29 protein-coding genes are annotated in these 26,687 nt (G+C 61.9%); 15 read left to right on the top strand and 14 right to left on the bottom strand.

The genetic code is table 11. The annotated features are described in order from the left end of the window. The first annotated feature begins 17 nt into the window (after positions 1-17). From PH603_RS15190 to PH603_RS15230, 9 genes are all read left to right on the top strand, one after another. Entirely contained in the window at positions 18-1,280 is a 1,263-nt protein-coding gene (locus PH603_RS15190) for a glutamate-5-semialdehyde dehydrogenase (RefSeq protein ID WP_289503561.1), read from the top strand. Next, complete coding sequence (locus tag PH603_RS15195; protein ID WP_289503564.1) at positions 1,277-1,906, top strand: nicotinate-nucleotide adenylyltransferase; 630 nt, start codon at positions 1,277-1,279, stop codon at positions 1,904-1,906. Before PH603_RS15190 ends, PH603_RS15195 begins: the two co-directional genes overlap by 4 nt. A 12-nt stretch (positions 1,907-1,918) precedes the next feature. Then, positions 1,919-2,311, top strand: coding sequence for a ribosome silencing factor (rsfS, locus tag PH603_RS15200; protein WP_289503566.1), 393 nt, complete (start codon positions 1,919-1,921; stop codon positions 2,309-2,311). An 82-nt stretch (positions 2,312-2,393) separates the two neighbouring features. Further along, the gene (gene rlmH / locus PH603_RS15205) at positions 2,394-2,855 is read left to right on the top strand and encodes a 23S rRNA (pseudouridine(1915)-N(3))-methyltransferase RlmH (protein WP_289503568.1); all 462 of its coding nucleotides are present in this window, start codon (positions 2,394-2,396) and stop codon (positions 2,853-2,855) included. Between the two features lie 53 nt (positions 2,856-2,908). Further along, positions 2,909-4,459: a 2,3-bisphosphoglycerate-independent phosphoglycerate mutase gene (gpmI, locus tag PH603_RS15210; protein ID WP_353507356.1), complete on the top strand. Its 1,551-nt coding sequence runs from the start codon at positions 2,909-2,911 to the stop codon at positions 4,457-4,459. Positions 4,460-4,461: 2 nt separating this feature from the next. Then, entirely contained in the window at positions 4,462-5,700 is a 1,239-nt protein-coding gene (locus PH603_RS15215; RefSeq protein ID WP_289503572.1) for a murein hydrolase activator EnvC family protein, read from the top strand. Between the two features lie 47 nt (positions 5,701-5,747). Beyond that, positions 5,748-7,121 carry a S41 family peptidase gene (locus PH603_RS15220; protein WP_289503574.1) on the top strand — a complete coding sequence of 458 codons (1,374 nt, stop codon included), beginning with the start codon at positions 5,748-5,750 and terminating at the stop codon, positions 7,119-7,121. 42 nt (positions 7,122-7,163) lie between these two features. Further along, on the top strand, positions 7,164-8,234 hold the full coding sequence (locus tag PH603_RS15225) for a divergent polysaccharide deacetylase family protein (protein ID WP_289503576.1): 1,071 nt from the start codon (positions 7,164-7,166) through the stop codon (positions 8,232-8,234). 10 nt (positions 8,235-8,244) lie between these two features. Continuing rightward, on the top strand, positions 8,245-8,718 hold the full coding sequence (locus PH603_RS15230; RefSeq protein WP_289503577.1) for an RNA pyrophosphohydrolase: 474 nt from the start codon (positions 8,245-8,247) through the stop codon (positions 8,716-8,718). A gap of 19 nt (positions 8,719-8,737) precedes the next feature. Here the strand turns inward: PH603_RS15230 and PH603_RS15235 are convergent, their stop codons facing one another. Further along, on the bottom strand, positions 8,738-9,934 hold the full coding sequence (locus tag PH603_RS15235) for a type III PLP-dependent enzyme (protein WP_289503578.1): 1,197 nt from the start codon (positions 9,932-9,934) through the stop codon (positions 8,738-8,740). Between the two features lie 493 nt (positions 9,935-10,427). Between PH603_RS15235 and PH603_RS15240 the strand changes: the two genes are divergently transcribed. Further along, the gene (locus PH603_RS15240) at positions 10,428-10,919 is read left to right on the top strand and encodes a PAS domain-containing protein (RefSeq protein WP_289503580.1); all 492 of its coding nucleotides are present in this window, start codon (positions 10,428-10,430) and stop codon (positions 10,917-10,919) included. A gap of 120 nt (positions 10,920-11,039) precedes the next feature. After that, entirely contained in the window at positions 11,040-11,564 is a 525-nt protein-coding gene (locus tag PH603_RS15245; RefSeq protein ID WP_289503582.1) for a PAS domain-containing protein, read from the top strand. A gap of 55 nt (positions 11,565-11,619) precedes the next feature. On the opposite strand, the gene PH603_RS15250 is transcribed toward PH603_RS15245, so the two are convergent. The 9 genes from PH603_RS15250 to PH603_RS15290 all read right to left on the bottom strand — a co-directional run bounded on the left by PH603_RS15250 (position 11,620) and on the right by PH603_RS15290 (position 21,044). Then, positions 11,620-12,024, bottom strand: coding sequence for a F0F1 ATP synthase subunit epsilon (locus PH603_RS15250; RefSeq protein WP_289503584.1), 405 nt, complete (start codon positions 12,022-12,024; stop codon positions 11,620-11,622). A 26-nt stretch (positions 12,025-12,050) separates the two neighbouring features. After that, positions 12,051-13,475: a F0F1 ATP synthase subunit beta gene (gene atpD, locus PH603_RS15255; RefSeq protein ID WP_289503586.1), complete on the bottom strand. Its 1,425-nt coding sequence runs from the start codon at positions 13,473-13,475 to the stop codon at positions 12,051-12,053. A 23-nt stretch (positions 13,476-13,498) separates the two neighbouring features. Next, on the bottom strand, positions 13,499-14,389 hold the full coding sequence (locus PH603_RS15260; RefSeq protein ID WP_289503588.1) for a F0F1 ATP synthase subunit gamma: 891 nt from the start codon (positions 14,387-14,389) through the stop codon (positions 13,499-13,501). 32 nt (positions 14,390-14,421) lie between these two features. Then, positions 14,422-15,954: a F0F1 ATP synthase subunit alpha gene (gene atpA / locus PH603_RS15265; protein ID WP_289503590.1), complete on the bottom strand. Its 1,533-nt coding sequence runs from the start codon at positions 15,952-15,954 to the stop codon at positions 14,422-14,424. Next, positions 15,954-16,514: a F0F1 ATP synthase subunit delta gene (locus tag PH603_RS15270; protein ID WP_289503592.1), complete on the bottom strand. Its 561-nt coding sequence runs from the start codon at positions 16,512-16,514 to the stop codon at positions 15,954-15,956. The genes atpA and PH603_RS15270 overlap by 1 nt, the downstream gene beginning before the upstream one ends. 258 nt (positions 16,515-16,772) lie before the next feature. Continuing rightward, positions 16,773-17,006, bottom strand: a complete 234-nt coding sequence (locus PH603_RS15275; protein ID WP_289503594.1) for a DUF1272 domain-containing protein — start codon at positions 17,004-17,006, stop codon at positions 16,773-16,775. A 28-nt stretch (positions 17,007-17,034) separates the two neighbouring features. Further along, the gene (locus PH603_RS15280) at positions 17,035-17,823 is read right to left on the bottom strand and encodes a type 2 periplasmic-binding domain-containing protein (RefSeq protein ID WP_289503596.1); all 789 of its coding nucleotides are present in this window, start codon (positions 17,821-17,823) and stop codon (positions 17,035-17,037) included. A gap of 150 nt (positions 17,824-17,973) precedes the next feature. Next, positions 17,974-18,726 carry a hypothetical protein gene (locus PH603_RS15285; protein WP_289503598.1) on the bottom strand — a complete coding sequence of 251 codons (753 nt, stop codon included), beginning with the start codon at positions 18,724-18,726 and terminating at the stop codon, positions 17,974-17,976. Between the two features lie 98 nt (positions 18,727-18,824). Further along, a complete protein-coding gene (locus PH603_RS15290; protein ID WP_434783312.1) occupies positions 18,825-21,044 on the bottom strand; it encodes a primosomal protein N' in 2,220 nt (739 codons plus the stop codon). Between the two features lie 160 nt (positions 21,045-21,204). Here PH603_RS15290 and fsa point away from each other — a divergent pair, with 160 nt between their 5' ends. Together fsa and PH603_RS15300 are read left to right on the top strand one after the other, a co-directional pair. Next, entirely contained in the window at positions 21,205-21,858 is a 654-nt protein-coding gene (fsa, locus tag PH603_RS15295; protein ID WP_289503602.1) for a fructose-6-phosphate aldolase, read from the top strand. A gap of 12 nt (positions 21,859-21,870) precedes the next feature. Continuing rightward, positions 21,871-22,554 (top strand): class I SAM-dependent methyltransferase, encoded by a 684-nt coding sequence (locus tag PH603_RS15300; protein WP_289503604.1) that lies wholly within the window; start codon positions 21,871-21,873, stop codon positions 22,552-22,554. 3 nt (positions 22,555-22,557) lie between these two features. Here the strand turns inward: PH603_RS15300 and PH603_RS15305 are convergent, their stop codons facing one another. The 3 genes from PH603_RS15305 to purE all read right to left on the bottom strand — a co-directional run bounded on the left by PH603_RS15305 (position 22,558) and on the right by purE (position 25,024). Then, positions 22,558-23,334, bottom strand: coding sequence for a S1/P1 nuclease (locus tag PH603_RS15305; protein WP_289503606.1), 777 nt, complete (start codon positions 23,332-23,334; stop codon positions 22,558-22,560). Between the two features lie 100 nt (positions 23,335-23,434). Further along, the gene (locus PH603_RS15310) at positions 23,435-24,523 is read right to left on the bottom strand and encodes a 5-(carboxyamino)imidazole ribonucleotide synthase (RefSeq protein WP_289503608.1); all 1,089 of its coding nucleotides are present in this window, start codon (positions 24,521-24,523) and stop codon (positions 23,435-23,437) included. A 3-nt stretch (positions 24,524-24,526) separates the two neighbouring features. Continuing rightward, positions 24,527-25,024, bottom strand: a complete 498-nt coding sequence (gene purE / locus PH603_RS15315) for a 5-(carboxyamino)imidazole ribonucleotide mutase (RefSeq protein ID WP_289503610.1) — start codon at positions 25,022-25,024, stop codon at positions 24,527-24,529. 229 nt (positions 25,025-25,253) lie between these two features. On the opposite strand from purE, the gene PH603_RS15320 reads away from it, so the two are divergent. Together PH603_RS15320 and PH603_RS15325 are read left to right on the top strand one after the other, a co-directional pair. Next, complete coding sequence (locus PH603_RS15320; protein WP_289503611.1) at positions 25,254-25,994, top strand: GGDEF domain-containing protein; 741 nt, start codon at positions 25,254-25,256, stop codon at positions 25,992-25,994. 100 nt (positions 25,995-26,094) lie between these two features. Beyond that, positions 26,095-26,376 (top strand): GIY-YIG nuclease family protein, encoded by a 282-nt coding sequence (locus tag PH603_RS15325; protein ID WP_289503613.1) that lies wholly within the window; start codon positions 26,095-26,097, stop codon positions 26,374-26,376. A 67-nt stretch (positions 26,377-26,443) separates the two neighbouring features. On the opposite strand, the gene PH603_RS15330 is transcribed toward PH603_RS15325, so the two are convergent. Then, entirely contained in the window at positions 26,444-26,641 is a 198-nt protein-coding gene (locus PH603_RS15330; protein ID WP_289503615.1) for a YdcH family protein, read from the bottom strand. Positions 26,642-26,687 lie beyond the last annotated feature (46 nt).

The raw sequence follows: 26,687 nt of genomic DNA on the forward strand, positions 1-26,687 counted from the left end.
ATTTTGAGGAGGCGACCATGACTGACGCTGCAACCACCGTGGATATGGAGGCCATGGGCAAACGCGCCCGTGCCGCCGCACGCGTGCTTGCAGACGCGCCAACGGAGGCCAAGAACCTCGCCCTCATCGCTGCCGCCAAACTGATCCGGCAAGGCAAGGCCGACCTTCTGGCTGCCAATGCCCTCGACTGCTTTGCTGCCGAAGCAAAGGGCCTGACGCCTGCGATGATCGACCGGCTGAAGCTGGATGACGCCCGCATCGAAGGCATCGCCAAGGGACTGGAGGCTATCGCTCACCTGCCCGACCCGGTTGGTCAGGTGACAGCGAGCTGGACACGCCCCAACGGCCTGAATATCGCCCGCGTGCGCACGCCCCTTGGTGTGATCGGTGTGATCTATGAAAGCCGCCCCAACGTGACGGCCGATGCCGGCGCCCTGTGCCTGAAGGCCGGGAATGCCGTGATCCTGCGCGGCGGCAGTGAAAGCTTTGAAAGCTCCAAAGCCATCCATGCCAAGCTCGTCGAAGGCCTTGGCCACGCCGGCCTGCCTGAAGACGCCATCCAGCTGGTGATGACGCGCGACCGGGCAGCCGTTGGCGCCATGCTCGGCATGTCCGATTATATCGATGTGATCGTGCCGCGTGGCGGACGCTCGCTTGTCGACCGTGTGCAGAAGGAAAGCCGAGTTCCCGTCTTCGCGCACCTTGAAGGCATCTGCCACGTTTATGTGGACGGCGCGGCCAACCCCGACATGGCGGAGAAAATCCTCGTCAACGCCAAGATGCGCCGCACCGGCATTTGCGGCGCCGCTGAAACGCTGCTGATTGACCGCCGTGCCCGCGATTTCGCCCCGCGCCTTGTGAAGGCGCTGCTGGACGCCGGCTGCGAAGTGCGCGGCGACGAGGAAGTCGTCACGCTTGACCCCCGTGTGAAACCGGCGACGGATGAAGACTGGCGCACCGAATATCTGGACGCCATCATCTCGGCCAAATTTGTGGGTGGGGTGCCGGGGGCTGTGGAACATATCGGCGCCTGGTCATCGGGCCATACCGAAAGCATCCTCACCGAGGATATCGCCGCCGCCGAACAGTTCCTGAAACAGGTGGACAGCGCCATCGTGATGCATAATGCCTCCACACAGTTTGCTGATGGCGGCGAATTCGGCATGGGCGCCGAGATTGGCATCGCCACCGGCCGCATCCATGCACGCGGCCCCGTGGGGCTGGAACAGCTGACAAGCTTCAAATATCAGGTGCGGGGCACCGGGCAGGTCCGTCCTTGAAAGGCGGCTTATCCCTTTACCGTGATGCGGCCCGGGCACGCGGTCGCACCATCGGGCTTTATGGCGGCAGCTTCAACCCGGCGCACGATGGCCATTCCCATATCGCGAAGGCAGCGCTCACGCGCCTAGGCGTTGACGAAGTGTGGCTGATGGTCAGCCCCGGCAACCCGCTGAAGGATGCGGCGAGCGACATGGCCCCCTTCCCGGAACGGCTGAAATCGGCAGGCAGGATCGCCCGCCCGCCCCGCATGCGCGCCACCGATATCGAGAAGCGCCTGGGCACCCGTTTCACCGCAGACACCATAGAGGCATTGAAGGCCCGCATGCCGCTGACGCGCTTCGTGTGGCTGATGGGCGCCGACAATATGGCAAGCTTCGACCGCTGGCAGCGCTGGACCGAGATTCCCCACGCTGTCACCATTGCGATTTTCGACCGTCCGGGCTATGCTCGGCACAGGCACGGAGGCAGGATTGCCCGCCGTTTTGGCCGGTTTCTTGTGAAGCCCCAAAGACTTGTCCGTGCCCGGCCGCCCGCATGGTGTTTTGTAACACTTCCAAGGCATCCTGCATCGGCCAGTGCCATCCGCCGCCAATCGGGTCCAAAATGGTATGCGGAGGCTTTATGAAAGGAGAACTCATTGCTCGCCAACATGGAGACGCATAGCGTCAACAACGGCCCGGTCCTTTCCACGAAGGACATCCTCAGCACCGTCATCGACTGCCTTGACAACAACAAGGCGACCGAAATCAACGCAATCGATCTCAAGGGAAAAACCTCCATCGCCGACCATATGGTCATCGCGAACGGGGGCTCGCAGCGCCATGTCGCCGCACTTGCCGATTATGTCGTCAAGGGCCTGAAGGCAATTGGCCACAAGGGCATTGCCGTCGAGGGTCTCGAACAGGCCGACTGGGTCCTGATCGATGCCGGCGATGTGATTGTGCACATCTTCCGCCCTGAAGTTCGCCACTTCTATAATCTCGACAAGATGTGGGCGACCGATCTTGAGGGCAGCGACGCGATCAACTGACGCGGTCGCCAGTGGCAGGAAGGAAACGGATGCCGCACCGGGCGGCACCGATGAAGACCTGACTGCCACGGAGAGATGAGACGTGTTCATTACCCTGATAGCCGTCGGCCGCATGCAACGCGGGCCGGAGCAGGACTTGGTTTCGACCTATCAGAAACGCCTGCCGTGGCGGCTCGATATCCATGAAATCGATATCAAGAAGCCCGCGCAAACCGCCGACGAGCGGAAAGCGCGCGAGGCCGAACGCATCCTCGCCGCCGTGCCGGACGGCGCGGTGGTGGTGGCACTGGATGAGCGCGGCAAACACCTTTCCTCCCGCGATCTCGCGAAAAAGTTTGACGGCTGGTCGGGTCAGGGCTTTAACAGTCTTGCGGTCATTATCGGCGGTGCCGACGGCCTTGATGAAAGCGTGCGGCAGCGGGCGGAACTCACCCTCGCGCTTGGCACGCTCACATGGCCGCACATGCTGGTGCGCGCGATGATTGCCGAACAGCTTTACCGGGTGTGGTCGATCACGGCCGGACACCCGTATCACCGGGACTGACGCCCGGGAACGAACAGGGGGCCGGCCCTCCCCGCCGCCCCGAACGAGGAGAGATGACCGTGGCTTACAAGACCGTGGTTCTGTGCATTCTGGATGGCTGGGGCTACCGCGAGGAAAGCGCCAACAACGCAATCAAGCTGGCCAACACCCCGACCTACACCCGCCTCTGGAACAGCGTGCCGCGCGCCTGGCTTGCCACATCCGGCCTCGCTGTCGGCCTGCCGGACGGACAGATGGGCAACTCGGAAGTCGGCCACATGAACCTCGGCTCCGGCCGCGTGGTGATGCAGGACCTGCCCCGCATCGATGCCGCGATTGCCGATGGCAGCCTTGCCGGCATGCCGGTGCTTGATAGCTATATCGCCAAGCTCAAAGCATCGGGTGGTGCCGCCCATGTGATGGGGCTGCTGTCGCCCGGCGGGGTACACAGCCATCAGGACCATATGGTGGCGCTCGCCAAGGTGCTGTCCGCTGCCGGCATCCCGGTGCGCATCCACGCCTTCCTCGATGGCCGCGATACGCCGCCGCGCTCGGCCGAAGCATTCCTCAAGGATTTCGAAGCCAAGATCGCCGGCTGTGCCGATACCGCCATCGCCACCGTCACCGGCCGCTATTTCGCGATGGACCGCGACAAGCGCTGGGACCGCGTTTCGCAGGCCTACAATGCCATGGTGAAGGGCCAGGGCATCCATTCGGCACCAAGCGCGCTTGAGGCTCTTTCAGCTGCTTACGAGCGGCAGGAAAATGATGAGTTCGTCAAGGCAACCGTGATCGGCGACTATGCCGGCATGAAGGACGGCGACGGCCTCCTGATGGCCAATTTCCGCGCCGACCGTGCCCGCCAGATACTGACCGCGCTTGTTGACCCGGCCTTCGATGGCTTTGACCGTGGCCCCATCGTCAGGTTCGCTGCTGTTGCCGGCATGGTCGAATATTCGGTGGCGCTGAACGAGTTTGTGCCAGCTATTTTCGCATCGGAAGAACTGACAAACAGCTTCGGCGAAATTCTGGCGCGTAACCATGTCCCGCAGCTTCGCATCGCGGAGACCGAGAAATATGCCCACGTCACCTTCTTCTTCAACGGCGGCTCGGAAGCCGTGTTCGAAGGCGAAGACCGCATCCTGATCCCGTCGCCCGATGTTGCGACCTACGACCTGAAGCCTGAAATGTCAGCCCCCGAAGTGACCGACCGGCTGGTGGAAGCGATTGAAAGCGGCAAATACGGCGCGATCATCGTCAATTATGCGAACGGCGACATGGTCGGCCATACGGGCGACCTTGGTGCCGCCATCAAGGCTGTGGAAGCGGTCGACGGCTGCCTTGCGCGGCTCGAGGCAGCGATCAAGAAGGTGGACGGCGCGATGATCATCACCGCCGACCATGGCAACTGTGAGGAAATGCTGGATGAAGCAACGGGCCAGGCCCACACCCAGCACACCACAACCGATGTACCCGCCCTTCTTGTGAACCGCGATGTGGCATTCCATGACGGCGCCCTTTCGGATGTTGCTCCCACCATGCTGATGCTGATGGGGCTTTCCCAGCCCGCCGAGATGACAGGCAAAAGCCTGATCGGCGCCAAGGCAGCGAGGGCCAGCGCCTGACCATGCTGCAGCGCCGCCTCGCCCTTCTGTTCCTCAGTACCGGCCTCGCGGCGCTTGGCAGCCTTTCGCTGCCCGCCGCAGCGCAGGAAAGCGGCGATCCGGCAAGCAAGCTGAAGTCGATCGAAGGCGAGATCAAGACCGCCGAGGAGCGCAAGGCAGCGCTTGAGAAAGCCGCCGCCAAGGCTGAGCGCGAAGCAGCGGAGCTTGCCGCGCGGATGGTGACTGTCGCCAAGCGAATCCAGACGACCGAATCGTCGGCGACCGACCTTGAAGACAAGATCGCGCTCCTTGAGGTCGAGGAAAAGAACAAGCGCGAAGCCCTTGGCAAGCGCCGGGATGAGCTTGTGGGGCTGCTCGCCGCCCTTGAGCGTCTGGCACTGAAACCGCCGGCCACCGCCCTTCTGCAGCCCAATGAAGCCATCACAACGGCGCGCAGTGCCGCCGTGATGGGCACGCTGGTGCCCGAGATCGACCGGCTGGCCGGCGCCCTGAAAGCCGAGCTTGAAGCCCTGAATGCCGTGCAGGCCGACCTGTCGGCTGACCGGCTGTCACTCAAAGGCACGGTCGAAAAGCTTGCCGGCGAACGCGCCGAGCTGGCGACACTTCATGAAGAACGCGCCGCAGTAGCGGCCGAGGCCAGTGCCGCCGCCAAAAGCGAGGCCAACAAGCTTGCCAAACTGGCGCGCGAAGCCACATCGCTGCGGGACCTGATCGAAAAACTTGAAGCCAAGGCCGCCGAGGAACGCGCAGAAGCCGAGCGCCTTGCGCGTCTGCAGGATGCCCCGGTGCCGGTGCCGCGCCCGGTGGCGCCCCTGGATGGCAAGGAGTTTGCTTCGGCCCAAGGGACCCTCCCCTATCCCGTCACCGGCCGGATCAAGGTCCGCTTTGGCGAGGTCGAAGGTGTGGGTCACGCGCGGGGCATCCGGATCGATGGCCGGGCGGGCGGGCAGGTGGTTGCCCCCCACGATGGCCAGATTGTGTTTGCCGGACCCTTCCGGGGCTATGGGCAGCTCTTGATTATCGCCCACGGCGGCGGCTACCATAGCCTGATTGCCGGGATGCAGATTCTGACGGTCGAAGTTGGCCAGAAGGTGCTGAGCGGTGAACCTGTCGGAACCCTTGGTGACGGGACCAGCGGACCGACGGAATTGTATCTGGAATTGAGGCAGGGCGGGAAACCAGTGGACCCCGAACCCTGGCTCGCCAAGCGAACGGCAGCGGCCGGACGGGGCAAACGTTGATCCCACGCGGATCACGGCGCCCTCAAGAAGAAAGAAGGTTGTAGGCAATGAGGACTTCATTCAAACGGGCTGCAGTTGCGCTGATGATGGCGCCCATGGCCCTTGGCGCTTTCCCGGCGATGGCCGAGGAAACGGCAGCTGCCAAATCCTCCGAAGATGTCTATGAGCAGCTTGACCTTCTGATGCGCGTGTTCCAGCGCGTCCGCAGCGAATATGTGGACGAGGTGGACGACAAGGAAGTGATCGAGGCGGCAATCCAGGGCATGCTCCGCTCGCTTGATCCTCACTCCACTTACCTGAACCCCGAAGTTTTCCAGCAGGTCCGTGTGCAGACCGAGGGCGAATACGGCGGGCTCGGCCTTGAAGTCCAGATGGACAATGGCCTTGTGAAGGTCGTCTCGCCCATCGACGACACCCCGGCCCAGAAGGCCGGCATCAAGGGCGGCGATTATATCACCCATATCGATGGCACATCGGTGATCGGCAAAACGCTAACCGAATCGGTGAAAGAGATGCGCGGCCCCGTGGGCTCGATGATCAAGATCACCGTGGTGCGCGAAGGTGAAGAAGGCAGCCATGATTACGACATCATGCGCGACAAGATCCTCGTGCGGTCGGTGCGCCACCGCGTGGAAGACGAAACCATCGGCTATCTGCGCATCACCACCTTCAACATGCAAACCGGCGACGGTGTTGAAAATTCGATCAAGGAACTGAAGGCCCAGCTTGGCGACAAGATGGACGGCCTGATCATCGACCTCCGGAACAACCCCGGCGGCCTTCTGAACGAAGCGATCCGGGTATCCGACGACTTCCTTGATCGCGGCGAGATCGTCTCCACCCGTGGCCGCCGCCGCCAGAACAATAACCGCTGGTACGCCACCGCCGGCGATATGCTGGATGGCATGCCCATCGTGGTGCTCGTCAATGCCTACTCGGCCTCGGCGTCCGAGATTGTGGCGGGCGCCCTGCAGGATCACCGCCGCGCGGTACTTGTGGGCGACCAGACCTTCGGCAAGGGCACGGTGCAAAGCGAAATCCGCCTCGGCCGCAATGGCGATCAGGCCCTGCGCCTGACCACCGCGCGCTATTACACGCCGTCCGGCCGGTCGATCCAGGAACGCGGCATCGAGCCTGATCTTTATGTCTTCAACGATGGCCACCGCCCGAACCTGCGGCGCGAAAGCGACCTCAACAACTCGATCCATAACGAGCAATCGACCGTGGACCGCACCGGTGAAGAAGAAGATGAAGATCCGAAGCTGAACCCGATTTCGGCGACGCCCGAACCTGCGGAAGGCGAAGCCGCCACCCCGCCGGTGGACCGCCAGCTGAAATATGCCATCAAGCTCCTGAAGGATATGTCGGCGCTGCCCACCCCGCAGGTGGCGGAAGCCCGGCCCCATGACGAACAGGGCTGACAAGCCTAGCCCGAAGCCGCCAGCCAGAAGGAAGCCTGCCGCGTGCCGTCCAGCCTCAACGCCATCCTGATCGCGTGGGCACTCAGCCTGATCCTCGTCCTCGGCGGGTTCATGGGGATCGAATTCCTCGCGGCCCCGCCTGCCGCCCATGACGAACCGACGCATGAGCCTGCACCCAAGCCCAAAGGCGACGACCATGGCAAGGCCGATGCGCCCGCCACGACGGAAGAGGGTCATGATGCACCGGCTGAGACGCATCAGGCCGAAGATACAAGCCACGGCGAGCCTGCCTCGGTTCCCGGCCCCGGCCCGGCGACCTTCGCCGATGACGCATTGATCGAGAAAAGCCCGCTTGGCCCCCTGCCCAAACGCAGCAATGACGGCATGACTCCGATGGAGCGTTATGCGAGCCCGCACCCGGCAGACGACAAGACGCCGCGGATCGCCATCATCGTCAGCGAAATGGGCCTTCGCGCCAGAACCACAGAAGCCGCGATCACCGGCCTGCCCGGCCCGGTGACACTCGCCTTCTCGCCCTATGGCAGCGACCTTGACCGCTGGACGAAAGCCGCGCGCGAACACGGCCACGAAACCCTGCTGCTGCTGCCGATGGAACCCATCGAATATCCGCAGATGGACCCCGGCGCGCTGGCACTGCTTACCGGCAATAACCTGCGCCAGAACACGCGCCTTCTGGAAACCAGCATGGCCAAATTCACCGGCTATGTCGGGGTCGTCAACCAGATGGGTTCGCGCTTCACGGCAGCAGCAGACTCGCTGAAGCCGATCCTAGAAGCCGTTGAACGGCGGGGGCTTCTGTTTGTGGACGCCCGCACCACGCGCTATTCCCGCGCTGCCACCATGGCCCGCGGCATGGGCCTGCCGATTGCCATCAACAACGGCTTTGTGGACGAGACGCTTGAAGCCGCCGCCATGCGGCAGGAACTGCTGCTCCTGGAGAACCGCGCCCGCACGGTGGGGGCGGCGGTCGGCATCGCCCGGCCCTATCCGATCACCGTCGACGTGCTGAAGGAATGGGCGGAGGGTCTGTCCGAGCGAGGCTTTGTCCTTGTGCCTGTCACCGCCATTGCCGACCGCCAGCCAGTCAACTGAGGACCATGCCATGAGCGACCTGCCCTATCGCCCTTGTGTCGGTATCATGCTGATCAATGCCGAGGGCGAGATTTTCGTCGGCGAACGGATCGACACGCCGGGCGCGTGGCAGATGCCGCAAGGCGGGATCGACAAGGGCGAGGAAGCCGACGTGGCGGCCCTGCGCGAGCTTGAGGAAGAGATCGGCGTTACGGCAGCAGCGGTGGAACTGATCACCCGCACCCCCGCCCCGCTCGCCTATGACCTGCCCCCGCATCTTCTGGGGAAGGTTTGGGGCGGCAAATACAAAGGCCAGATCCAACACTGGTATCTGATGCGGCTCACGGGGGACGAGGCCGGGATCAATATCGATGTCGAGCATCCCGAATTCAGCCGCTGGCGCTGGACGGATGCAAAAGCGCTTGTCGATGAAATCGTGCCCTTCAAGCGCCCCATCTATGAGGCGCTTGTCGATGCCTTCGGCATGTATCTGAAAGGCGCCTGAGCGCCCTTCCTGCCTTCAATCAGAGATTATCGATCAGCGCGACAATCGGCCCCTGGTGGAAGCCGTTGAACTGCGTGGTCATGGTGAGGCCGTAAGCACCCAGCCCGATCACCTCGACCCAGTCACCTTCCTGCGCGTTGGCCGGCAGCATGAAGGGGCCTTCCATGCGGTCGATACTGTCGCAGGTAGGACCAAAGAAGCCGAAGGCCTCCTCATCGCCTTCCACGAGCTTGCCGTCGCGCCACAGACGGGTCGAGAAGCGCCAGCGCGGCGTACCGGCATCGAAGAGGCTGCCATAGACGCCGTCGTTCAGATACAGCATCTGGTCGCGGCGCATCTCGATGCGGGCAAGCGTGGCGCCGCCATCGGCGACGAGCGCGCGACCGGGTTCCAGCGCCAGCGACAGGTGCGTCAGGCCCTCTTTCTTCACGGCTGCCTCGATGGCATCGAAATAGTCCTGCAGCGGCGGCGGGGTCATGCCCGGATAGGTGACGGGGTAACCGCCCCCGACATCCAGCATGTCTACCTTCACACCAGTCACGCTGATCAGCTCAGCCGCGATGGCAATAGCGGAGGCATAATCCTCGGGGATCATGCACTGGCTACCCACATGGAAGGTCAGGCCCAGACGGTCGCACAGCGGGCGGGCCTTTTCCATCAGGAGCTGGGCTTCCATCACGGTCGCGCCAAATTTGCCGGCAAGCGCATAGGCCGCACCCGACGAACGCGGCGACAGGCGCAGGAACAGGCCAAGGTCTTTGGCACCGCCGGTCTCTTCCACAATCTTGGTCAGTTCGTCGATATGGTCGAACGCATAGTCACGCACACCCAGCGCATAGGCGCGGCGGATCGACTGGCGCGACTTGATCGGGTGCATGAAGCACATGCGAGCAGTGGGGAACAGGCTGTGCACCAGTTCAATCTCGCCCATCGAGGCCACGTCAAAGCCGCGCACACCAGCTTCCCAGATGGTTTGCAGCACCGCCGGATGCGGGTTCGCCTTCACGGCAAACAGCACCTCGCCCGGCGAGCCGGCAACGAAGGTGCGGGCGCGTTCGGCGATCACATTGGGGCGGATCACATGCACCGAATCGTCATCGGCCACATCGCCAATGATTTCGGCAACGGAATGATAAAGCGGCGCACCATGATAAAGGGCGCGGCGGTAGGCGTTCACTCGGCGTCGGCTGCGTTCGGATTGAAGGGCGTGAGCCATGACATTCTTCTTCCTGGACCAGTGTTATCTTGTGGGGTCTGTTGCCCCTTGTCGAATGGTCGGCAGCGTCGCGCTGCCTTGACGCCCACCGCTTAACGGCAGGCGGTGGCACTATAGGAAATATGCATAGGGCCAGTATAACGCACGAAACCGCGCGCGACACCGCCTGTGGCAAAATCCTGACCGGAAAGGATGACGACATCAGGGCAATGTTGCCCTTTTACAAGGTTCGGGGACACTACGGGGCCTCCAAAAATCAGACCGGCCAAGTGGCGACCGGAACCAACTCGCGAAAGCTCGCCGTGTCGTTGCCCGTACTGACCTTGCGGAAACTAAGCGCCGTGGCACGTGCACTTTGAGATACCCCGCATATGGGGCAAATCGCCCCCCCTGACAAGGCCCTTTTTACGCATGCCCGGAATTCCTTCCCACCTGTCTGATTTGACACCGGGCGCATCTTTCAGGATCATATCGCCCAAGGCGGGAGGTACTTATGGCAGCGAAGGCAGTCCACCTGGCCCATCGCACTCATTGGGTCGATTTCGACGACGAAGACATTCCCTGGCTCGCGGGCCAGGAATTTTTTCGGCTGTGGCGCGACCGTTGCGGCGACCGTGACTTTCCCATGCGCGCCGACTTTACGCCGATGGAGCTGAAACGCTGGCTGCCCCATGTCGTCCTCCTTGATTATCTGCCGGAAAAGCAGGATTGCAGCGTCCGCCTTGTCGGCACCGCGATTGCCGAGCTTTTCCCGCGCGACCCCACCGGCATGCTGATTCGCGACCTGCATAATGGAGACCAGACGATGCTGGGCCTACAGGCGGTGGTCGACTGGCGCCTGCCAATCATGGCGAAGGAACTGACCATCGAATGGGCTGATCGTTCGCACCGCGTTTTCGATTCGGTCAATCTGCCGCTCAGCCGCAATGGCGACGCCATCGACATGCTTCTGATCCTGATCAACCTCAGGCCACCGCAACTCTGATAAATTGCTTCAGACACCCGGCTCATTCTTCCCTGATGCTGAAAGATGCGCTACCAATATCGGGTGTCCAGAAACATCCGCCGGACCGGTAGACCTGCGCGAGAGAGTTGGAGTTCGTTCATGATCAGACGCTCGGTTGAGGTCGCTGGCGGCATCATCCATACCGATTTCGATGCGGAAGACCTGCCTTGGGCCGGCGGCGTCCATGTCTTCAGGCTATGGTGCGAACGCCGGGGCGACCGCGACATGCCCTCGCGCGCCGACTTCTCGCCGCATGACATGGTTTCCTACCTGCCGTTTGTGGTGCTTGTGGATGTGCTGCACGATCCGCTGCGGTTCCGTAACCGGCTTGTCGGCACAGCGCTCGCTGAACTGTTGCCGAACGATCCGACGGGAATTTTCATGGACGAGCTGCCGAACGGCGAGGTCACAGCGGCGCGGCTGGCCCTGACCGTGAACGAACGCCACCCCACATTCAGCACCGACCTGCCGCTTGACTGGGCGAACCGCGACTATCGTAGCTTCGATGCCATCGGCATGCCGCTTTCATCAGATGGCAAAACCGTCGACATGATCATGACCGTCATGAGCCTGCGGCCCTCAACACAACCGGTCCCGAAGGGCCCTGTCAAGCGCAAGCGCTGAAAGCAAAAAGGGCGGCCACAAGGACCGCCCTTTTGCATTGGATCAGGCTGAAGCCTCAGGCTGCCACATCGGCAAGCGCGAGCATCCAGTCCAGTTCTTTCTCGAGGTGGGCTTTCGAGAGCTCGTCCTTCGCATCGGCGATATCCTCACGGGTATCGGCGATCTTCTTGGCGAGCGCTGCGGTGTCCACACCGTCAAGGCTGATCGTTTCCTCGGCGAGGATGGTCAGGCCCTTGGGGCTGACCTGGGCGAGGCCGCCCTTCACGAACAGCTTCTCGGGCGCTGCACCTTCCGACGCATAAACCTCGACCACGCCCGGGCGGATCGTCGACATCATCGGCGCATGCCCCGGCAGCACGCCGAAATCGCCGTCCGTTCCCGGAACCACGATCATGGTCGCTTCGGCGTCTTTCAGAAGACGCTCGGGCGACACGATTTCATAATGCAGGGTATCGCTCATGATGTTCCCTTATCCGCGGGCCGCCCTTAGGCGGCGTCGCGTGCGAGTTTTTCGGCCTTGGCGATTGCCTGCGCGATGGTGCCGACCATGTAGAAGGCAGCTTCCGGCAGGTGATCGTATACGCCTTCGACGATAGCCTTGAAGGCCTTGATCGTGTCTTCGAGCTGGACGAATTCGCCCGGAGTACCGGTGAAGACTTCAGCAACGTGGAACGGCTGGCTGAGGAAGCGCTGGATTTTACGAGCGCGGGCAACGACCAGTTTGTCGTCTTCCGACAGTTCGTCCATGCCGAGAATGGCAATGATGTCCTGCAGCGACTTGTACTTCTGCAGTACTTCCTGCACCGAACGGGCAACCGAATAATGCTCTTCGCCAAGAACGCGCGGATCAAGAATACGCGACGTACTGTCGAGCGGATCCACTGCCGGGTAAATGCCGAGCTCGGCGATCTGACGCGACAGAACGGTCGTGGCGTCAAGGTGCGCGAACGAAGCAGCCGGTGCCGGGTCAGTCAAGTCATCGGCAGGTACGTAAACGGCCTGTACCGAGGTGATCGAGCCCTTCTTGGTGGTGGTGATGCGTTCCTGCAGCGCGCCCATGTCGGTCGCGAGGGTCGGCTGGTAGCCCACTGCCGAAGGAATACGGCCGAGAAGTGCCGACACTTCCGAACCCGCCTGGGTGAAGCGGAAGATGTTGTCGACGAAGAACAGAACGTCCTGGCCTTCCTGGTCGCGGAAATATTCAGCGAGGGTCAGACCGGTCAGAGCAACGCGTGCGCGGGCTCCCGGAGGCTCGTTCATCTGGCCGTACACGAGGGCCGCTTTCGATTCGCCTTCGAGGTTGATAACGCCCGAGTCGATCATCTCGTGGTAAAGGTCGTTACCTTCACGGGTACGCTCACCCACACCGGCGAACACGGAGTAACCGCCGTGGCCTTTAGCGATGTTGTTGATGAGTTCCATGATGAGAACGGTCTTGCCCACGCCGGCGCCGCCGAAGAGGCCGATCTTGCCGCCCTTTGCGTAGGGAGCCAGAAGGTCCACAACCTTGATGCCGGTGACGAGCACTTCCTGCTCGGTCGACTGGTCAGCGAATTCCGGCGCCGGAGCGTGGATCGGAGCGGTCTGCTTGTGACCGATCGGGCCGCGCTCATCAATCGGCTCGCCGATCACGTTGATGATGCGGCCGAGGGTCTCGGGGCCGACCGGTACGTTGATCGCAGCACCGGTATCGGTGACTTCGGCACCACGAACGAGACCGTCCGTGCTGTCCATTGCAATCGTACGGACCGAGTTTTCGCCGAGGTGCTGGGCAACTTCGAGAACGAGGCGCTGATCGCCGTTTTTGGTTTCCAGCGCGTTCAGAATGGCGGGCAGTTGGTCGTCGAACTGGACGTCGACCACAGCGCCGATGACCTGGGTAATCCGGCCTTTATTGGTGGTGGCAGCCATCGCTACACTCCTTCGTGCAAACTTTAGAGCGCTTCAGCGCCCGAGATAATTTCAATCAGTTCCTTGGTGATGAAGGCCTGACGCGTCCGGTTGTAGGTCAGCGTCAGACGGTCGATCATGTCGCCAGCGTTCCGCGTGGCGTTATCCATGGCCGTCATCCGGGCACCCTGTTCGGATGCCGCATTCTCAAGGAGACCGCGATAAACCTGGACCGCCACGTTCCGCGGCAGCAGGTCTTCGAGGATCGCGCCTTCGTCGGGCTCGTAATCATATACAGCCCCGCCAAGCTCGTCCGCAGCGTTCTCGTTGGCAGCTTCCGGAAGCGGCGCCGGGATAAGGCGCTGCTTCGTGGTGATCTGCACGAGAGCCGACTGGAACTTGGCATAGAAGAGCGTCGCCACATCGAACTCGCCGCGCTCGAACATGTCGAGAACGTCGGTTGCAATGGCCTGCGCATCAGCAAACCCGAGGCGTTTCACGCCCGAAAGGTCTTTGGTGCCGATGATCTTCGACGCGAATTCGCGCTTCAGAACGCCGTAACCCTTCTTGCCAACGCACAGGATCTTCACGGTTTTACCCGCTGCGATCAGGCTGTTGATATGTGCCCGGGCAGCCTTGACAATGTTGGTGTTGAAACCGCCGCACAGACCCCGCTCGGAGGTGGCAACGATCACCAGTTCAACATCGTCCTTGCCGGTGCCGATAAGGAGCGGCGAGGCACCGGGCTGGTCCTTGACGGCCATCCCGAGGCCCGAGAGCACTTTTTCCATACGCTCGGCGTACGGCCGGGCGGCTTCCGCCGCCTCTTGAGCCCGGCGCAGTTTAGAAGCCGCCACCATTTTCATGGCTTTGGTGATCTTCTGCGTCGACTTGACCGACTTGATCCGGACTTTCAGGTCTTTAAGGCTTGGCATGTGTCCAGCCCTTCTCCATTAGATCCGTTAACTTAGCTGAACGACTTCGAGAAAGTATCGAGGATCGATTTCAGCTTGGCGATGGTGCCGTCCGACAGCTTCTGCTCGGTGCGGATGGTGGCGAGCACGTCAGCGTGCTTGCCGCGCATCTCGGCGAGGAAGCGCTCTTCGAAGCGGGTCACGGCCGAAGTCGGGATCGCATCGAGATAGCCGTTCACACCTGCGAAGATCGACACGACCTGTTCTTCAACCGCGAGCGGCGAATACTGGCCCTGCTTCAGCAGTTCCGTCAGACGGGCACCGCGGTTCAGCAGTTTCTGGGTCGAGGCATCGAGGTCCGAACCGAACTGGGCGAAAGCTTCCATCTCGCGATACTGGGCGAGTTCGAGCTTGATCGAACCTGCAACCTGTTTCATCGCCTTGATCTGAGCAGCCGAACCCACGCGGGATACCGACAGACCGACGTTAATTGCCGGGCGGATACCTTTGTAGAAGAGTTCGGTCTCGAGGAAGATCTGGCCGTCGGTGATCGAGATCACGTTGGTCGGAATGTAAGCCGACACGTCACCAGCCTGGGTTTCGATAACCGGCAGAGCGGTCAGCGAACCGGCGCCGCGCTCGTCCGACATCTTCGCAGCGCGCTCAAGGAGGCGGCTATGGAGATAGAATACGTCACCCGGGTATGCTTCACGTCCCGGCGGGCGGCGAAGCAGCAGCGACATCTGACGGTAAGCGACGGCCTGTTTGGAAAGGTCGTCGAACACAATCACGGCGTGCATGCCGTTGTCGCGGAAGAATTCACCCATCGCAGCACCGGTATAGGGTGCAAGGAACTGCAGCGGAGCGGGCTCCGAAGCGGTTGCAGCGACGACGATCGAATATTCAAGAGCGCCTTGCTCTTCGAGCGTCTTCACGATCTGGGCAACGGTCGAACGTTTCTGGCCGACGGCGACATAGATGCAGAAGAGCTTCTCCTTGTCGTCCTTGGCAGCCTTGTTCACCGGCTTCTGGTTGATGAAGGCGTCGATGGCGACAGCGGTTTTACCGGTCTGACGGTCACCGATGATCAGCTCGCGCTGGCCACGGCCTACGGGCACGAGGGCGTCAATTGCCTTCAGGCCGGTCTGTACGGGCTCGTGAACCGATTTACGGGGGATGATGCCCGGAGCTTTGACTTCCACGCGCTGACGGACAACGTCAACGAGCGGGCCTTTGCCGTCGATCGGGTTGCCGAGACCGTCAACCACGCGACCGAGGAGGCCTTTGCCAACCGGAACGTCCACGATGGCGCCGGTCCGTTTTACGGTGTCGCCTTCTTTAATGCCGCGGTCGTCGCCGAAAATCACCACACCGACGTTGTCGGTTTCGAGGTTGAGGGCCATGCCCTTCACACCACCGGGGAATTCGACCATCTCACCGGCCTGAACCTGATCCAGGCCGTAAACGCGGGCAATACCGTCACCAACGGAGAGAACGGTACCAACTTCGGTCACTTCGGCCGAAGCGCCGAAACTTGCAATTTGGTCCTTCAGGACCTTGGAGATTTCCGCGGCACGGATATCCATCACTGAACCCCTTTCATGGCGATTGCGAGGTTTTGGAGTTTGGTCTTGAGCGAGCTGTCCACCATGCGGGAGCCCACTTGTACTTTGAGGCCGCCGAGAAGGCTCTCGTCAACGCGGGCGTCGATGGCGACATCTTGGCCCGTGGCGGCTTTGAGTTTCTTCGACAGCGCGTCGAGTTGCTTCTTCGTCAGCGCGCGGGCGCTTACGACTTCGGCGCTAACTTCACCACGATGGGCAGCAAGCAGCGCCGCGAAGGCCTTGATGGTGCCGGCAATCGCCGAGAGGCGGCGATTCGTTGCCAGAACACCCAGAAACTTGAGGGTCAGGTCATTGACCTTGCCAAGCTTGCCGATGGCCGCAATGCCCTTCAGCTGTTCGTCGCGGCTATAGAGCGGCGAGGAAACAAAGGCACGGAGGTCGGCGCTCTCTTCGAGCATGGCACTGAGGGTTTTAAGGTCGGATTCGACGGTATCCAGCGCTTTTTTCTCGACAGCAAGGTCGAAAAGCGCCCGGGCATACCGGCCCGTAATCCCTGAAACGTTGGCTTGTTGCGAGGCCACGTCTGGCGTCCCCTTGTCGATGGCCTGTACCAGGGTGTTGGTCCAGAGCCAGTTGACGATTGCATTCGGCGAAATGCCGCCTGCGTGAAGTTAATATCGAACGGTCATGTACGAAGACCCGCGAAATTCGCGGTCACAAGCGCCTGACCTGTCAAAATGCGTGCTCCGTCTAGCACAAGGAAAACGAGGGGGCAAGCGACTATCGGCGCGGTTTCCGGATTCTTTCCGGGGCTTCACCAGAGGCCTCGTCAAGCACCCTCAGGGACGCCCCTTGAACACTCGTTTTGCCGAGGCCGGATAGCGCTCCAGCAGGGCTGCCGCCCGTGTGGGGCGCGACAATAGGTCGCCCCCGCAATTGGGGCAGCGCCGCCCGAGCGGCCCCTCGGCACAGGCCGCACAGAAGGTGCATTCGAAGCTGCAGATATAGGCGCCGGGCGCCTCCGCCGGCAGGTCCTTGTCGCAGCATTCGCAGCCGGGTCGCATTTCAAGCATGAGGGGGCTCGCTTTCCTGCCGCGCCGTCTATTTCACATAGATGCCGAAGAAGCGGCGGCGACGCTCTTCCAGAAGCTGGCCCAGAATGCCATTGGCGCGGATCGTATGAAAGCACTGATGCACCCGTGCACCCACGGCGGCATCCTTGAATATCCAGTGCGCCTGCGTTTCCGGGAACAGAGCCGCCACATCGAACCGGCCCGCCGCCTGCCCGTCCTGCCCCGCCTGCGCGCCAAGGATGTTGGTATAGGCCGCAAAGATCAGCTTGTCGGCGATCACCGCATCAACCCGGCCCGCCATGATGAGGCGGCTGTGGGCATCCTGATTGGCGATCTCGATATAGGTCGCGAAACTGCCCCGCACCGCCCCGAGACCCGGCAGGATGCGCGCGGCGCCGGGGAAGGATACGACCCGCATGCCGGCGAGGTCCGACAAATGCTCCGGCTTGGTCGTCCGATCGCGCAGAGTGATGACGCTGTTCTGGTAGGACGAATAGATGAAACTGTAGGGAACGCCAGCCGGCGCGGAGATGACCGTGACCGCCGCCTCGACCGCTTCATCCTGCAGAAAGGATTCAAGATGGCGTCCGAAGGGCTGCAGCTGGATCACAGGCTTCAGGCCGCATTCGGCCAGCGTGGCAATGACGATAGCCTCCTCCACCCCGCCGCCGTTACGTTCGTAAAGCGGAAAAAGAAGGGGTGCCGCGATCACGAGGCTGTCTTCATCTGCAGCCGCAGCCGACGAAAAGAGCCATGCACAAAGCAACAGCCGCAGCCCCCGCAGCGCCTGCCCCTTCTTGCTCCACCATTTTCCCACTGACTGCACTGCTGATAAAACAACGGCCCGCCAGCGCCACCTTGCTTCGCTCAACACCCTGACCCCCAAGGTTGCAAGCCTACGCTCGTGCGCAGCATTAAAATTTCAGTCGACATCATCCGTCAATTTTCGAAATGGCAAAAAAGTCCATTAATTGACCGAAGGAAGCCCTTCCTGCGAAGTTTTCATCAATATATCCAGCAAATCCGGATCCAAATTCTTTGGCGCGATCAGGTAGCCCGAATATCGGGCAACTTCGCCAAGCGATACGGTGTCTTCAGCCGCCACACCCAAATTAGCCATATTGCGGTCGAAGATCATTTCCGTGCTGACAACAAAATCCGCTCGACCCGCCAAAAGCAATCGCTCCAGTCCCGTTGTCGCTGTCAGTGGCATTGCCACTGTATGGGCGCTGTCGATCCCGAGCGTTTCCATGACCTCGCACCCGATTGCCTGAAATTCACAGGCCCCGACAAAGCCGCCCGCCTTGAGATCTTCGATCTTCACACCCGCCGCGCGGTTCGTGCGCAGGGTATAAACTCGAAGGCTATAGTCCGTCCGGATCGGCAGGATCCAGTGATACTGATTTTCGCGGGCCGGCGTGCGTAGATATTCGAGATAAAGTCCCTTTGCATGTCGCTGCAGAAGCACGCCTTTGCGCGGGCGGGGCGGAAAGCGCATTTCATAGGGAATGCCGGTACGATCCATGAAGGCTTTCACGCGGACGGTGATCTCGCCCATCTGTTTTGCCTGCGCCTCACTGTCCGGGCGGATATACCAGTCTTCACCGTAAACGATCAGCGGACCGACCGCTTCCGTGCTCTGGACCTCTTCAGCCAGAACCGGATGCGCCAGCAATGCCAGCGCCAAACTTAAAACCAGAACACGCAACATATACACCATGGGTAGATCAGGGCGCCAATCTAGAGACCAACCCTTCAACGGATCGTTAAGAGTTGGCCGCAATTTTACCGGTCTACCCAAAAGACACCCTCGCTTCCCTACATGAAGCTGTATGGGTCAATATCCACCCGTATCTTGACGGCACTCGCCGGCTTGACCCGCCCGAGCCAGCCCGCCACCAGATCCTGTATCAGCGTGTCACGCCCCGTTTGCACCAGCATGCGATGCCTGTGCAGCCCGCGCAAGCGCGCAAGTGGTGCGGGCGCAGGGCCGAGCACATGAATACCGTCACCCTGCGGCGCCGCACGCGCCAGCCGGCGGCCGGTTTCAACCACGGCGGCCAGATCAGGCCCGGATATCACAAGGGCCGCCAGCCGACCGAACGGCGGCATGTGGAAGCGGGACCGTTCGGCCTCTTCCGCTTCCATGAAGGCCTCGCCGTCGCCCGTTGCAATCGCCGCCACCACCGGATGGGCAGGGTCGTAGCTTTGCAGGAACACCGTACCCGGCTTGTCGCCTCGGCCCGCGCGGCCCGCCACCTGCACCAGCTGCTGCCAGGTGCGTTCGCCAGCCCGCAGGTCCCCGCCGCGAAGGCCGAGATCGGCATCGATTACGCCAACACAGGTCAGGTTCGGGAAGTGGTAGCCCTTGGTGACAATCTGGGTACCGATCACGATATCAAGCGCCCCGCTTTCGATCATCGCCACCATCCGCGCCATATCGCCGGGGCGGGTGAGCGTGTCGGATGTCATCACCGCCAACCGCGCGGTCGGGAAACGGGCCGTCACTTCTTCCTGCAGGCGTTCCACCCCCGGCCCGCAGGGGACGAGCGATCCCGTGTCATCACATTCGGGGCAATTATCCGGCGTGCGCATCGAATGGCCGCAGTGGTGACACACCAGCCGCCGTTCGCTGCGATGCTCCACAAGCCATGCTGAACAAGCCGGACATTCGATCCGGTGGCCACAAGTGCGGCAAAGGGTGAGCGGCGCATAACCCCGGCGGTTGAGGAACAGCATCGATTGCTCGCCCCGGCCCAGCCGGTCCTCGATGGCGCTGGCGAGCATGGGGGCGATCCACTCGCCGCTCGCGGGGCCTTCGTGGCGCATGTCGATCACCCGCATGGCCGGCAGTTCGGCAGCCCCGTGTCGTTCGGTCAGGCGCAATTCCTTGTAGCGCCCTGCCTTGGCATTCACCCGGCTTTCCATCGAGGGCGTGGCGCTCGCCAGCACCAAGGGGCAGGCCTCGAACTTGGCGCGCACCACGGCCATGTCGCGGGCGTGATAGATCACCCCTTCTTCCTGCTTGTAGCTCGGGTCATGTTCTTCATCGACGATGATGAGCCGGAGGTTGCGGAAGGGTAGAAAGAGCGCCGACCGCGCCCCCACCACAACGCGCGCCCGGCCGGCTGCGATCTCGCCCCACGCCCGCCGCCGGCCCGCCTGCCCGATATCGGAATGCCACACCACCGGCTCCACGCCGAAGCGATCGGCGAAGCGGTCGAACCATTGGGCGGTCAGCGCGATTTCCGGCAACAGCACCAGAATTTGCGCCGTCGGGTCCTTCAGTGCCTCGACCACGCCTTCGAAATAAACCTCGGTTTTGCCTGAGCCCGTGATGCCGTCCAGCAGGAAGGGCGCAAAGTCCTTCGCGGCAACCGCCGCCGAAATCGAATCTGCCGCCGTCTGCTGTTCGCGCCCCAGCACCGGCCCCTCGGCCTTCGGCATCGGCACGGCAAAGGGCTGGTCCACCGGTCGCATCTCGGCGACCAGCGCCCCCTGCTCTTCAAGCCCCTTGATGACGGCTGCCGACACACCGGCCAATTCGCCAATCTCGCTTGGCGTGCGGGCGATACCATCCGCCATCAGGGTGAGCACCGCCTTGCGCGCCGGGGTCAGCTTGTCGGGTGCGCTCAGGCCTTCGCGCCAAAACAGATGCTTGCGCACCGGCACGCCTTCAAGCGCTTCGGGGACGCTGAGACACATTTTGAGAATCATGCCGGGGGCCGACATCGTGTAGGCCGCAACCCAGTCCACAAGTTTCATAAGCGCGGCATCCAGTGGGGCGGCGTCCACCGGGCGGATCGCCGGCTTCAGCTTGGCAAGCGCTACCTGACGCCCCTTGTAGCGCCCGCCATCCCAAACGCCACCGATCACCCGGCGCTTGCCAAGCGGCACTTCCACAAGGTGACCGGGCGCCGGGGCCGGCATGTCGCCCGCCCACAGATAGTCCAGCGGGCTGTCAAGGGGCGCCGGCACCATCACGCTGATCCGCCTTGCTTCGCCCATGTCGTCCGATTCTGCTGTCACGCCTGCCATGCCCTTGCCACTTTCTGGCACCATAACGAGAGGGACGAGGAAAAGGCAACGCGCACGATCATGACACCGGCACACGCCCCCTTTGCACTTGCAAAAAAGCCCTATCGGCGCTAGGCAGGCGGCCAATGACCGACCTCCAGACATGGCAAGGAGCGACCCGATGAAATTCTTCCTCGACACCGCCAATATCGACGAAATCCGCGAAGCGAATGCGACCGGCCTGCTCGACGGCGTGACCACCAACCCTTCGCTGATCAAAAAATCCGGCCGTGACTTCTTCGAAGTCATCACCGAGATCGCCAAGGAAGTGGCAGGCCCGGTTTCGGCTGAAACCGTTGCCCACGATCACGAAACAATGCTGAAAGAAGGCCTGAAGTGCGCCAAGATCGCGGACAATATCGCCGTGAAAGTGCCGCTCACCATCGAAGGCCTCAAAACCTGCAAGGCGCTCCGCGCTCAGGGCATCATGGTCAATGTCACCCTCTGCTTCTCGGCCAATCAGGCCCTTCTGGCAGCCAAGGCAGGCGCGACCTTCATTTCGCCCTTCGTTGGCCGTCATGACGACATCGGCTTCGATGGCATGGACCTCATCCAGGACATCCGCACCATCTATGACAATTACGAGTTCAACACCCAGATCCTCGTAGCGTCGGTCCGTCACCCGGTGCATATCCATCAGGCAGCCCTGATCGGTGCCGATGTTGCCACCTTCCCGGCTGACGTGATGAAGAAGCTCGCCAACCACCCGCTGACGACGAACGGCCTTGCCGCTTTCGACAAGGACTGGGCGGCCACCGGCTTCTCGATCCTTTAAGGAAGGAACCGCATGGCGCAGCGCCTGATAGAGGATTCCCTGCAGGCACTGCGCCGGGCCCATCCGTGGCCCGAGCGGAACGACTGGGCGGTTATACCGCCCTGGCCCTATGCGCTGGGCGGCGGCGGGCGCGAGCTCGTGGATGCGCTCATCCGGGTCAGCCGCCCGCGCCTGATGGTGGAAATCGGCGTCTTCCTTGGCGCCTCCACCAAGCGCTGGCTGGATATATCCCCGCGCCTCACCGTTATCGGTATCGACCCATGGGACGAGCTTCGGCTGATCCCGCAGTGCCGCCGCTATGTCGGCCGCCCCGCACTCACCCGCGCCTACCCCGAACTTGAAATACAGGAACGCTTCGCCGCTGACATCGCGGCGAACGGCGTACGCCTGACCGCGCTATCGCTGCTCCGGCCCTATCGCAACCGCTTCATCCCGATGCAGGCCACAAGCCCGGACGGGCTGCATGAAATCGCTGCGACCGGACTGAAGCCCGATCTTGTCTATATCGATGCCGACAAGAAACCCGAAGACCTTGAGACCGCCCACCGCCTGTGGCCCGAAGCTATCATCGCGGGCGACGACTGGCACTGGGGCCGCACCAAAGGCTATCCGATGCGCCGGGTCGTCGAGGAATTCGCAGCAAAAAACGGTTTCGCCATCACCGCCGACCACGGCACATGGGTACTGACCCGCTAGGGCCTACTTCCTGAAAACCTCGTTGAGGTAAGCGGCGATCCGCACGCCGGCCATCGACAGGCGCTCTTTCGCCGTGCCGATATGGTCATAGCCATATTGCCATGACAGCATCTGGTTCGACGGATAAACACCGGGGCGCAGCGTGGCGCTTTCCTTGATCCAGACCTTGGGGTCCGTCACCGTCCATGCTTGCACCTTTTCGGGTGTGATGCGCGCGGCGAGCCATGTGGACATTTCGGTGTAGGATAGACCCTGATGGTTCAGCATGTCCTCGTCCCACACCATGTGCAGGTTCGAGGGCTTTTCGAACCACATGACCTTCACATCGTTGCCGCCGCGGTCGCTGCCGTCACCCGTGTGCATCGGCTGGTGCAGGTCACCCACGATATGAACGATGAAGCGCAGCGCACGCTGCCGGTCGGCAAGGCTTGCGCTCTTGTCTTTCAGCGTGGCGGTGAAGGTGGCAAGGGCCGTCATCGCATCGCCCTGCGGCGGCGCCATCGAGGCGTCATAGTCGGTGCCTTCGGGCATCGTCACATAGTGCCAGGGGGTTGCCTGCTTCTGCCAGAATTCGTCGGGGTTGGAGCGCTGCTCGTCAGGCCATGTGGACGCTTCAGCCAGCGTTTCGACACCGAGAAGCGCCTCGACCGCCGCTTTGGCATCAGCCGACAGGTAGCGCTCCGCAAGCGCCCCGGTCACGCGGTGGCCAAGCGGCCCCCATGCGCTTGCGGGCGTGGTGGCAGCAGCCAGCATCAGGCCGGCGATCATCAGCTTTTTCATGGTATCCCCCATCTTCTTTTCAGAAAGCCGGCGCGGGGGCCGGTTTTTCCCTGCCTAGCATGGCTTCATGCAGGAAAAAAGACAGGGGTGGCAGATGCGCCTATTTCTCTTCCGGGCGGAAGCGTTCAACCCATGTCACATGGCCCATCTTGCGGCCGTCGCGCGGGTCAAGCTTGCCATAGTGATGGAAGTGGGCGTTGGTATCGGCCAGATACTGCTCGTACTCGAGGATATCCTTGCCAAGGAGGTTCTTCATCCGCACCTTGCCAAGCGCCTTGGTGGGACCAAGCGGCAGGCCGCAGATCGCGCGGATATGCTGCTCGAACTGGCTGGTTTCAGCGCCTTCGATGGTCCAGTGACCGCTGTTGTGAACGCGGGGTGCGATCTCGTTGACGATCACGTCGCCCGTCTTGTCATTCACAAACATCTCGACCGCCAGCACCCCGACATAGTCAAGCGCATTGGCGATGCGGGTTGCCATCACCTTGGCCTTGGCTTCCACCACTTCGGTGATGGTGGCCGGCACGTCGGTGGTATCAAGGATATGGTTGGTGTGCACATTCTCGCCCACCGGGAAGGCCGCCACATCGCCTTCCACGCTGCGCGCCACAATGGCGCTGATTTCGCGGTCGAACTGCACGAAGCCTTCAAGGATCGACGGTGCACCGCCGGTGACTTCCATCACGCGGTCGATATCCTGCCGGTTCTTGATCAGGATCTGGCCCTTGCCGTCGTAACCCATGCGGCGGGTCTTGGCGACGGCCGGGCGGCCGATCACTCGAAACGCGGCGGTCAGCTCTTCTTCCGTTTCAAACGGCTGGAAGGGGGCGGTGGTGACGCCGCATTCGTTGAGGAAGGTTTTCTCCAGCAGGCGGTCCTGCGAGATTTTCAGCGCGCGGGCACAGGGGCGAAGGTTCGAATGGCGCGCCACGATCTCGGCGGTCTTGGCCGGCACATTCTCGAACTCGTAAGTCACGACAGCACAGCTTTTGGCGAACTCGGCCAGCGCTTCTTCGTTTTCATAGGGCGCGATAGTGAACTGGCGCGCCACATGGAAGGCGGGGCTGCGCTCGTCCGGGCAGAAGATGTGGGTGCGGTAGCCAAGTTTGGCAGCTGCCAGCGCCAGCATGCGACCAAGCTGACCGCCGCCAAGGATACCGATGGTGGAACCGGGTTTCACTGCGGTCATGGCTCAGGCCTCGTCCACGGGCACATCGGCGACCGATGCGGTTTGCGCGGCGCGGAAGGCATCCAGCTTGTCAGCCACGGCCTTGTCATGCAGCGCGATCACGCTAGCAGCCAGGATGCCCGCATTCTTCGCACCCGCCTTGCCGATGGCAAGCGTGCCGACCGGAACACCGCCGGGCATCTGCACGATGGAAAGAAGGCTGTCCTGCCCCGAAAGGGCGGCGGACTGGACCGGCACACCGAACACCGGCAGCGGCGTCATGGCAGCCGCCATGCCCGGCAGGTGGGCGGCACCGCCGGCACCGGCGATGATCACATGCAGGCCGCGCTCGCGTGCTGTTGTCGCATAATCGACAAGCCGCGCGGGCGTGCGGTGGGCAGACACGATCCGGGCTTCATAGGGAATCCCGAATTCTTCAAGCATGTCGGCTGCATGTTTCATGGTCGGCCAATCGGACTGGCTGCCCATGATGATGCCGACAATCGGCTTCGCGTCACTCATTCACACACCTCGGGTCTGAGAGGACCGGGCGACCGCCCGCGATATAAAAAGGCCGGTGAATGAACCCGGCCAACTGCGCGCGCATTATAGGCGGGAAGCCTTCCAATGCAAGCCTAGCCGTTGCCGGGTGCGTCTTTCGCACGATGCGATCAGGGATTCACACCAGCCCCCATATGGGATAATGATGATAGAAGGAGTTTTGTTCCACAGGATCACGGGCCAACACCGCATGAAAGTGACCAACAGTTCAGGGGTGACCCGCTACAGCCCCACAGGCAGTGTACGCCGCACCGGCAGCAGCGAAGGTGTCTCCAGCGCCAGCTCGGTTCGCCGCGTGGAAGACAGCGTCCAGATCCTTGGCGTATCGCCTGAAGAGATCAGCCCGCGTGTCCATCAGGCCATCCTCAGCCTGATGCAGGAAGTGGAAAGCCTGCGGCGCGAGCTTGAGGAATCGAATCGGCGCCTGCGCGAGATGGAAGACCTCGCCGACCTCGACGCCCTGCTGCCCATCCCCAACCGCCGTGCCTTCGTGCGCGAACTGAACCGGATGATCGGTTTCGCCCAGCGCTACGGTACGCCTTCAACGCTGATCTTCATCGATCTCAACGACATGAAGCTGATCAACGATGAATATGGCCACGAGGGGGGCGACAAGGCGCTCCTGCACCTCGCCCGCCTGCTGATCGACAATGTGCGTGGCACCGATGTGGTCGCGCGGCTGGGTGGTGACGAATTCGGGGTGATTCTGGCACAGGCCGATGAGGCAACGGGCCAGGAAAAGGCCAAGACGCTCGCTGATGTGATCGCCAATTCGCCGATCGAACTTGGCGGCAAGCCCTACCATCTGAAGATGGCCTATGGCACCTACACGATCAAACAGGATGACGAGCCGCACGAAGCGCTCGATAAGGCCGACAAGGCCATGTACGAGAAAAAACGCGAAATGAAAGGCGAAGACAACGTCCGCTAGGGGGCGAACTCTTCCATATCGCATCAAGACTTGACCCCGTTCGCCCTGAGGAGCGCGCCAGCGCGTCTCGAAGGGCGCTGCACCGGGAGGCGCCCACTGGATGTTCTTCGTTTATATCCTGAAATGCGCAGACGGCAGCTACTACACTGGTCAAACGGACAATTTGGAGCGACGGGTCAATGAGCACCGTCATGGCACCTACTGTGCCTACACTAGCCAGCGGCGGCCTATAGAATTGGTTTTCTCCGAAGCGTTCGAATCCCGGCACGCAGCGCTGAGTGCAGAACAGCAGATAAAGGGCTGGAGTCGTGCCAAGAAGGAAGCCCTGATCGAGGGCGATTTTGACAGGATTTCAAAACTGGCTAGCAGAAAGAAGGCCTGAGCTGCGCGCTTCGAGACGAGGCTACCGCCTCTCCTCAGCACGAACGGGGTATACTGGTCAGCGATTTTCAGGCGATGATGTCGGGCAGCAGAAGGTCGCGGAGCTTGGCCATCTGGTCCTTCAGGCTCAGTTTCCGCTTCTTCAGGCGTTGCACCTGAAGCTGGTCGAACGAGGTACCGTGCTCGAGCGCCGTGATCGCATCGTCAAGATCCCGATGCTCCTCCATGAGAAGCGCCAGTTGCGCCCGAACATTATCTTCGTCCATAAGTGAAGTATCCCGCCCTGCCTACTCGGAAATTTGCGCAGTATAG

It is taken from the genome of Gimibacter soli, assembly GCF_028463845.1.
In the GTDB taxonomy this organism is placed as follows: domain Bacteria; phylum Pseudomonadota; class Alphaproteobacteria; order Sphingomonadales; family Kordiimonadaceae; genus Gimibacter; species Gimibacter soli.

Coding starts and splice junctions, on each gene's coding strand:
- PH603_RS15230 (WP_289503577.1), top strand. CDS start 8,245: ATGAGCGACCTGCCCTATCGCCCTTGTGTCGGTATCATGCTGATCAAT.
- PH603_RS15240 (WP_289503580.1), top strand. CDS start 10,428: ATGGCAGCGAAGGCAGTCCACCTGGCCCATCGCACTCATTGGGTCGAT.
- PH603_RS15290 (WP_434783312.1), bottom strand. CDS start 21,044: ATGGCAGGCGTGACAGCAGAATCGGACGACATGGGCGAAGCAAGGCGG.
- PH603_RS15285 (WP_289503598.1), bottom strand. CDS start 18,726: ATGGTGTATATGTTGCGTGTTCTGGTTTTAAGTTTGGCGCTGGCATTG.
- PH603_RS15310 (WP_289503608.1), bottom strand. CDS start 24,523: ATGACCGCAGTGAAACCCGGTTCCACCATCGGTATCCTTGGCGGCGGT.
- PH603_RS15305 (WP_289503606.1), bottom strand. CDS start 23,334: ATGAAAAAGCTGATGATCGCCGGCCTGATGCTGGCTGCTGCCACCACG.
- fsa (WP_289503602.1), top strand. CDS start 21,205: ATGAAATTCTTCCTCGACACCGCCAATATCGACGAAATCCGCGAAGCG.
- atpA (WP_289503590.1), bottom strand. CDS start 15,954: ATGGATATCCGTGCCGCGGAAATCTCCAAGGTCCTGAAGGACCAAATT.
- PH603_RS15260 (WP_289503588.1), bottom strand. CDS start 14,389: ATGCCAAGCCTTAAAGACCTGAAAGTCCGGATCAAGTCGGTCAAGTCG.
- gpmI (WP_353507356.1), top strand. CDS start 2,909: ATGACCGTGGCTTACAAGACCGTGGTTCTGTGCATTCTGGATGGCTGG.
- PH603_RS15235 (WP_289503578.1), bottom strand. CDS start 9,934: ATGGCTCACGCCCTTCAATCCGAACGCAGCCGACGCCGAGTGAACGCC.
- PH603_RS15320 (WP_289503611.1), top strand. CDS start 25,254: ATGAAAGTGACCAACAGTTCAGGGGTGACCCGCTACAGCCCCACAGGC.
- PH603_RS15220 (WP_289503574.1), top strand. CDS start 5,748: ATGAGGACTTCATTCAAACGGGCTGCAGTTGCGCTGATGATGGCGCCC.
- PH603_RS15325 (WP_289503613.1), top strand. CDS start 26,095: ATGTTCTTCGTTTATATCCTGAAATGCGCAGACGGCAGCTACTACACT.
- PH603_RS15215 (WP_289503572.1), top strand. CDS start 4,462: ATGCTGCAGCGCCGCCTCGCCCTTCTGTTCCTCAGTACCGGCCTCGCG.
- PH603_RS15275 (WP_289503594.1), bottom strand. CDS start 17,006: ATGCTTGAAATGCGACCCGGCTGCGAATGCTGCGACAAGGACCTGCCG.
- purE (WP_289503610.1), bottom strand. CDS start 25,024: ATGAGTGACGCGAAGCCGATTGTCGGCATCATCATGGGCAGCCAGTCC.
- PH603_RS15190 (WP_289503561.1), top strand. CDS start 18: ATGACTGACGCTGCAACCACCGTGGATATGGAGGCCATGGGCAAACGC.
- PH603_RS15330 (WP_289503615.1), bottom strand. CDS start 26,641: ATGGACGAAGATAATGTTCGGGCGCAACTGGCGCTTCTCATGGAGGAG.
- PH603_RS15245 (WP_289503582.1), top strand. CDS start 11,040: ATGATCAGACGCTCGGTTGAGGTCGCTGGCGGCATCATCCATACCGAT.
- atpD (WP_289503586.1), bottom strand. CDS start 13,475: ATGGCTGCCACCACCAATAAAGGCCGGATTACCCAGGTCATCGGCGCT.
- PH603_RS15300 (WP_289503604.1), top strand. CDS start 21,871: ATGGCGCAGCGCCTGATAGAGGATTCCCTGCAGGCACTGCGCCGGGCC.
- PH603_RS15250 (WP_289503584.1), bottom strand. CDS start 12,024: ATGAGCGATACCCTGCATTATGAAATCGTGTCGCCCGAGCGTCTTCTG.